A 7,142-nucleotide genomic window follows, 5' to 3' on the forward strand; every position below is an offset into this window, starting at 1 on the left:
TTTGGGTTGGGGGGGGGGGGGGTGGTGGGGTGTGTTTTCCCCCCTTTCGCTGTCGGCGGCCGGGGGGGGGGGGGCGCGGCCCCGGCACCCCCGAGGTATTTGGGCAAAGAAGAAGGAGTGGGGGCGAATCCGGGCAGGCGCGATACGCTTTAACGTCTGAGCCCGCCCAGTATCTGCCCGTGCAGCCGGGGACCGGCGACGATCAGCCCGTCCACCATCGCGCGGGGGCCGTTGAAGCGCATCCTGTCGCCATGCCGGTCAGTGACCGCAGCGCCCGCGCGTTCGGCGATCAGGCTGCCTGCCGCGATATCCCATTCCCATGCAAGTCGCAGAGATACAGCCGCGTCAAACTTTCCTTCGGCCGCAAGGCACAGGCGCCATGCGAGCGAGGGGCGAAATTCTCGCCGAAACGGCGGAACCTGTCCGTCGCGCCAATGGCCCGGATCGGATACGGCGCGATAGGTCAGCACGGTCGCGCCGTCGATCCCGGTGTCGCTTGGCGCGATCGGCTGGCCATTTCGCAGTGCCGGGCCATTCGCATGGGCGCTGTAGGTGGTGCTGCGGGCGGGCAGATGCACGACGGCGGCCACGATCTTCTCGCCATCCGTCACGGCGAGCGAATGGGAAAAACCTTCCTGCCCGGCGATGAATGCGCGGGTGCCGTCGATCGGGTCGATGATAAAGCAATGCCGTGCATCCAGCCGCGACGGATCGGCCTCGCTTTCCTCGGACAGCCAGCCGTAATCCGGCCTTGCGGCTGTCAGCATATCCCGCAGCATATCGTTCACCGCCAGATCCGCTTCGGAAACCGGCCCCGCATCATCCGCCTTGTCCCAGGACCGCATGTCATTGCGCCAGAAACCCAGCGCGATCTGGCCCGCATGACGTGCCGCCTGCTCTAGCAGTTCAAGATCGGCCTCAGGCTCCTGCAACGGTCATCCCCTCGACCAGAAGACCGGGGACTTCCAGCCCGCGCCATGGCAGCGCATCGTTGCCGGCGATCAGGGTCATCAGCATCTCGCGAAGATTGCCGGCGATCGTGCATTCATTCACCGGATAGGCGATCCGGCCATTCTCGACCCAGAAGCCCGCCGCCCCGCGTGAATAATCGCCGGTCGTGCCGTTGATCGACGCGCCCAGCATCGAGGTCACGATCAGCCCGCGGCCCATGTCGGCGATCATCTGTTCCTGCGTCCGGCTGCCTTGCGTCAGGATCACATTGGCATTGACCGGCGATGGCGGCGAGGTCAGCCCCCGTGCGGCCGAAGCGGTGCTGTCCATGCCAAGCTTGCGCCCGGTGGCCAGATCCAGCGTCCAGCCCTGCAATACGCCCTTTGATACGATGCTGCGCTTTCGCGTCGCCAGCCCTTCGGCATCGAAGGGGCGCGAGGACGGATAGCGTGGGCGATGCGGGTCTTCGAAGAGATCCATTCCTTCCGGCAGAACCGGCTCGTCCAGTGCGTTGCGCAGCCAGCTTGCGCCCCGCGCAATCGCGCCGCCATTCACCGCCGAGAGAAGATGCGAGATCAGCGAGGCAGAGACGCGGCGGTCATACAGGATCGGAAAAGCTCCGGTGGGCGGCTTTCGCGAGCCGGCACGGGCCAATGTCCGTTCGGCGGCCAGCGTGCCGATATCCTCGGGTTCCGGCAGGTCGGCGGCATGGCTGCGGGATTCGGCGGCATAGTCACGTTCCATCCCCAGCCCCTCACCGGTGATCGCAACGGTCGAGATGACATGCGTGCTGCGCTCGTACCCGCCCGAGAATCCGTTCGAGGCGACCAACCACATATTCCGGCGGCTGAACGCGGCGCTTGCCGCCTCGACCTGACTGATCGCAGCGTGGGAAAGCGCCGCGGCCTCGGCACGCAAGGCGAGCTCCTGCAGGATTTCGGGCGCTGGGTCGGGCTGCGGGTCAGACAGATCCAGCTCATCCGCGTCGCGCCGTTCAGCCAGTTGTTCGGGCTCGGCCAGACCCAGCGTGTCGTCGACCGGCGCTTCGCGGGCCATGGCAATCGCCCGCTGGGCCATTTCCGCGATGCTTGCCTTGCTGTGATCAGAGGCCGACACACAGGCCTGACGTCCGCCGATCAGAACGCGCAATCCGATCTCGATCCCCTCGGCCCGTTCCGCCTGTTCAAGTGCGCCGGCGCGCGTATCGATGCTGACAGACCGGCCCTGAACCGCCAATGCGTCGGCCTGATCCGCGCCGTTCCGCTGTGCGGTCTCGACCAGGGCTTCGGCCAGCCCTTTCAGATCGGTGCTTGCGAACTTGCCGTTCATTTTCGCCCTCTGCTTTCTTTCGCCGCGATGCCCCAGCCAGCTTTGCATGGCCGGTTCATTGCGAAAACCCGGTTCTTCGCGCCGCCAGGCATTTTCGGTCAAGGTGAATACCGGTCCCATGTCTGGGAACGCACATAACGCCGCAGGCGCGAAGCGAATGAAAAGGCCGGGCAAAATCGCCCGGCCCGTGCCTTGCGGCAGGCTGGTTATTTCACCTGCTGCCCATTGGCGAAGATCGAACCGCCCTCTTTGAATTCGATCTTGGTTTGCAGGTGATCCGGATCGCCTTCGGCCGGTTGGGCGAACATGGCCAGCATCATCCGCGCGCCCATAAGCTGATCCTGCGGCACGATCCCCATGGCGACCAGCTTGTCAAGAAGCGCATTGATGCCCTTGAAATCGCCCTCGATCACGCCGACCGGGGGCTGCTCAAGATCGGCAAAGGTCAGATCGCCGGTCAGATTGGCATCCGCGCCAACCGCCTGAAGCACAACCTCGTTGATCTTGAGCGAGCGCGGCTCGAACGGGACCGTCGGCGGCGTCGAGGTTTCCGCCGTCGCATCAGGCGCTTCGCCTTCCGCGGCAGGATCATCGGTTGCCGGATCATCGGTAGCAGGATCGGCCGCCTGTGCCTCTAGTTTCTGGGCGAATGCCGGGTCAAACAGGTCGTTCTTGACGACCGCCTCGCCCGTCAGGTCAAGTTTGAGATTGGCAGGATCGCGCGGCAGTTCCTTGCCCGGGTCGAACTGATCCCAGATCGCATCGGCCAGTTTTACGCCAGCCAGTTCGTATTTGAGCGCGAAGGGCTGGGCGTCTTCGCCCTTGCTGACCGGGAAAGTCGCCTCGCCCGATGCTTTGTCGATGGAGTAGGTGATCGGGAAGGGCAATTGCGCGAAATTCGCCTCGACCTCGGTTGCGCCGGAATTGCCGCCATAGGTCAGGCCCTCTTTCGACATCGCGAACGTCAGGTCGCTGCTCTCGGCGTTGAATTTGGCGTCGCCGGATTGCGGCTGGTCATTTTCATCCATGCCCTCGAAGGTCATGTCACCGTTCATCTTGCCCAGTTCCGCCTTGCCCTGAGCCACGAAGCCGGCATTCAGGGCAAGGTCCAGCCGCTCGGCCAGATTCTTGATATCGCCGGGAATCGAGGTGGTGCCCGTAAAGGTAACCCCATCCACATGCGCCTGACCGGTGACCTTGCCGTTGCCGCTTGTGCCGTCTTCCGCAGGCGGTTCCGTCACGTTCAGGGCGACATCAAGGCCCTTGCTCACCATCTCATAGGTGATTTCCTGATTCTCGGCGTGAACCGTGCGGTATTGCCCGGTCGACTCGGTCAGGGTGAGGGTCACGGGCGCCTCGCCGCTATCGGCGTCCGGCGTTGCGCTGCCGAAATAAAGCTTGCTCTCAAGGGTGGGAAAATCGAACTCGTGCAGCATATCGTTTTCCGTGCCGGACGAGATCATCTCGTTTTCGGGCGCGGTCATGACAAGCCGGAACGACATTGGCTCCTGATCCGGAACGTCTGTCGTGGATTCGACCGTCATCTCGCCGTCGAACACGGTGCGCACCTTGGCGTCGTCCGTCTGCTCCAGCGTAATTTTCGGCACGGTCGCGGAAACACTTGTCGCGGCATCGGGCTGGTCGATTTCCGAAGTGAACACGACATCTGTAAGACTCAGATTGCCATCGGTTTCGTCCTGTGAGCCGACCGTTACCTCATAGCCCATGCTGGTATAATACCCCGAAAGGTTGTCCCAGACCTGTGCCGGAGTCAGTTCTGCCAATGCGGGCCCCGCGGCCACGATCAGTGCGATGGCAGAGCTTGCAAGTGTGCGTTGCATTCGAAATACCCTTCGTCCAGAAAACTCGTGGCAATTTGCCATAGCGCAGAAGCAAGGGAAAGGGACCATTGCGTGATCGGATTGCAGATTGATGAAAAGGTCGCCTTGCTGACCATCGACCGGCCCGACAAGGCCAATTCGCTGACGGCAAAGATGCTGCGTGAACTGACCGCGAAACTCGAGGAACTGGCCGTGTCGGATTGCCGGGCGGTGATCCTGACCGGGGCGGGCAGGGTCTTTTCCGCCGGAGCGGATCTGGATGAGGCCCGCAATGACGGGCTGGCCAAATCCCCGGAATGGGAGCGGTTATCCGCGCGGATGGCCTCGATGCCCTGCCTGACCGTCGCGGCGCTGAACGGCACATTGGCGGGCGGCGCTTTCGGAATGGTTCTGGCCTGCGATCTGCGCCTGGCGGTACCCGAGGCGAAATTCTTCTATCCGGTGATGAAGCTGGGCTTTCTGCCGCAACCCAGCGATCCGCGACGGCTGGCCGCCCTGATCGGGCCGGCGCGGGCGAAAATGATTCTGATGGCAGGCGCAAGAATCGACGCTGCCGAAGCGCGCGACTGGGGCTTGATCGACCGGATCGTTCCGGCCGAGGAACTGAACGCCGCCGCCACCGGTCTGGCTGCCGATTGCGCGGCAGTCTCGGCCGGACATGTGGCGGCGATCAAGAAGATGACAGATCAGCCGTAAACCGACTGCTTGCCGAAATGCTTGCACAGCATGTAATAGATGACCGGACGGTATTTGTTCCGGTTCGAGCGGCCATATTTGTCGATCGTCGAATTGATCGCCTCTGCCAGTTGCGGGCTGTCCGTCAGGCCAAGTTTCTTGACAAGATAATTCTTGCGTACCCGCTCGAGTTCCGCCTCATCGCTTGAGGCAATGGTCTCGGCATCGGCGCTGTAGATCGACGGACCGCAGCCGATCGTGACCTTGGTCAGCAGATCCATGTCCGGATTTTCACCGAGTTTATCCTTGATATCGCTTGCGTATTTGGCAATCAGATCGTCACGCCTACTCATCTTTACTCCCCTGAATTTGTTTGTGGTGAACAGGGGAAGGATGCGGCGGGTTGCGGCATTTGGCAAGTTTTCCCTTCCGGCGCGGGATTCAGCCATGCGAGAACCCGCTTAGCCGGGGCAGCCATGTGGACAAGCCGGGGACAAAGGTGAGGATCAGCAGCACCAGCAGGGCGGCGATGAAGAAGGGCGGCAATTCGCGGATCAGAGCCGAAGGCCGCTGATGGGTGGCCGAGGCGACCACGAAGATCAGCCCTCCGACCGGCGGGGTGATCAGGCCGAAGGTCAGGTTGACGATGACGATGATCGCGAAGTGGTCGGCGGCGATGCCGAGGCTATGCGCAATCGGAGCCAGAATTGGCACAAGGATCATCACGCCGGGCAGCGGATCCATGAACATCCCGAAGACCAGCAGCAGCAGGTTGACCATCAGCAGGAAGGCGATGGGCGACAGGTTCATGGCGATCACCGCATCGGCCATGGCCTGTGGCACGCCTTCGATGATCAGGACCCAGGCGAAGGCTCGCGCAGCGGCAAGGATCATCAGCACGGCAACCGACATGATGCCCGCGCGCCAGAACGCGCCCCACAGATCGCGGAAGGTGAAGCCGCGATAGATCACCGCACTGACAATGATCGCATAGATTACCGCGATGACCGAAGCTTCGGTGGGTGTGAACACGCCGCCCCGGATACCACCGACGATCAGCACCACCAGGAACAACGCGGGCAAGGCCGCCAGCGTGTTGCGGATCATCTGCGCGACGGGCGGGCGGGGATCGGCGCTGCGATATCCGCGCCTGCGGCTGACCCACCAGTTCACCGCGGCCATCATCGCCGAGATCAGCAATCCGGGCAGAATACCGGCCATGAACAGCGATCCGACCGAGACGTTCCGGTCCTGAAGCGCATAGATGATCATGGTGATCGAGGGCGGGATGATCGGCCCGACGACCGAGGTGGCGATGGTCAATGCTCCGGCATAAGCGCGGGAATAGCCGCTCTTCTCCATCATCCGCACCATCATCGCCCCCGGCCCTGCGGCATCCGCCAGCGCAGAGCCCGAGATTCCTGCGAAAAGGGTCGATGTCAGAACATTTGTATAGCCCAGCCCGCCGCGCAGATGCCCGACGAATTGCGAGGCGAAGCGCAGCAGCATGATCGAGATCGCGCCCGCCGACATGATCTCGGCCGCGAGGATGAAGAAGGGCACCGCCAGCAGCGGGAAGCTGTCGAGCCCGGTAAACATCTCCTTGACGACGACGACCAGCGGATACTGCCCGCCGATGATGATGGCAGCAAAGGCGGCCAGAGCCAGCGCAAAGGCGACCGGGACGCCCAGCAGCATCAGGATCAGGAAGGCGGCGATCAGGATCTCAACCACGGGCAGCCTCGTCCGTCACGGCGAAACCGGCCTGCAGATAACGCGGCGCGATCAGGGCGAGATGTAGGATCATCAGTGCGAACCCCGCAGGCATTGCGGCATAGACCCATTTCATCGGCAGGCGCAGTGCGGCGGATTTCTGGATCGCCATCCTGTTCATGTAATCGATGCCCACCCAGACCATGAAGGCGAAGAAACCGAACAGCAGCAGCAGGATCCCCCATCTGAGCGCATATTGCGCGGGGCCGGGCAACGCCTCTTGCGCGTTGGAGATCGCGACATGCGCGCCTTCGCGCAAGGCGAGGCCGCTGCCGAGGAAGGTCAGCCAGATCATCGTATAGCGCGCCACCTCATCCGCCCAGGGCAGGGAATGTGCCCAGAAATAACGCGCCGCGACATTCCAGCCGACGACGACAGCCATCAATGCGAGGCCGGCGATGACAACGGTGCCGTTCAGAAGGATGAAATAGCGTTCGATCCGGCGCATGGGCGTGTCAATATCGCGTCCCGCGACGGGGGGGGGGGGGGGGGGGGGGGGGGGGGGGGGGGGGGGGGGGGGGGGGGGGGGGGGGGGGGGGGGGGGGGGGGGGGGGGGGGGGGGGGGGGGGGGGG

7 protein-coding genes are annotated in these 7,142 nt (G+C 63.3%); 1 reads left to right on the forward strand and 6 read right to left on the reverse strand.

Going from position 1 to position 7,142, the window contains the following annotated elements:
• Positions 1-149 precede the first annotated feature (149 nt).
• From Q0601_RS24395 to Q0601_RS24405, 3 genes are all read right to left on the reverse strand, one after another.
• Entirely contained in the window at positions 150-932 is a 783-nt protein-coding gene (locus tag Q0601_RS24395; protein ID WP_305292775.1) for a 3'(2'),5'-bisphosphate nucleotidase CysQ, read from the reverse strand.
• A complete protein-coding gene (locus Q0601_RS24400; RefSeq protein ID WP_305292776.1) occupies positions 919-2,280 on the reverse strand; it encodes a TldD/PmbA family protein in 1,362 nt (453 codons plus the stop codon). The genes Q0601_RS24395 and Q0601_RS24400 overlap by 14 nt, the downstream gene beginning before the upstream one ends.
• A gap of 206 nt (positions 2,281-2,486) precedes the next feature.
• Complete coding sequence (locus Q0601_RS24405; protein ID WP_305292778.1) at positions 2,487-4,121, reverse strand: DUF2125 domain-containing protein; 1,635 nt, start codon at positions 4,119-4,121, stop codon at positions 2,487-2,489.
• A 72-nt stretch (positions 4,122-4,193) separates the two neighbouring features.
• Between Q0601_RS24405 and Q0601_RS24410 the strand changes: the two genes are divergently transcribed.
• On the forward strand, positions 4,194-4,817 hold the full coding sequence (locus Q0601_RS24410; protein ID WP_305292780.1) for an enoyl-CoA hydratase/isomerase family protein: 624 nt from the start codon (positions 4,194-4,196) through the stop codon (positions 4,815-4,817).
• On the opposite strand, the gene Q0601_RS24415 is transcribed toward Q0601_RS24410, so the two are convergent.
• The 3 genes from Q0601_RS24415 to Q0601_RS24425 all read right to left on the reverse strand — a co-directional run.
• Complete coding sequence (locus Q0601_RS24415) at positions 4,808-5,149, reverse strand: DUF2853 family protein (protein WP_119751463.1); 342 nt, start codon at positions 5,147-5,149, stop codon at positions 4,808-4,810. The two genes, Q0601_RS24410 and Q0601_RS24415, sit on opposite strands and share 10 nt — an antisense overlap.
• Before the next feature lie 88 nt (positions 5,150-5,237).
• Positions 5,238-6,530, reverse strand: a complete 1,293-nt coding sequence (locus Q0601_RS24420; protein WP_305292783.1) for a TRAP transporter large permease — start codon at positions 6,528-6,530, stop codon at positions 5,238-5,240.
• Positions 6,523-7,142, reverse strand: a 620-nt coding sequence (locus Q0601_RS24425) for a TRAP transporter small permease (protein WP_305292785.1), incomplete at its 5' end; no start/stop codon positions are given. The genes Q0601_RS24420 and Q0601_RS24425, both read right to left, overlap by 8 nt.

It is taken from the genome of Paracoccus wurundjeri, from assembly GCF_030678915.1.
GTDB lineage: Bacteria > Pseudomonadota > Alphaproteobacteria > Rhodobacterales > Rhodobacteraceae > Paracoccus > Paracoccus onubensis_A.

Bases quoted from the DNA above. Each gene is read 5' to 3' on its own strand.
- Q0601_RS24415 (WP_119751463.1), bottom strand. From the start codon at position 5,149: ATGAGTAGGCGTGACGATCTGATTGCCAAATACGCAAGCGATATCAAG.
- Q0601_RS24405 (WP_305292778.1), bottom strand. From the start codon at position 4,121: ATGCAACGCACACTTGCAAGCTCTGCCATCGCACTGATCGTGGCCGCG.
- Q0601_RS24400 (WP_305292776.1), bottom strand. From the start codon at position 2,280: ATGAACGGCAAGTTCGCAAGCACCGATCTGAAAGGGCTGGCCGAAGCC.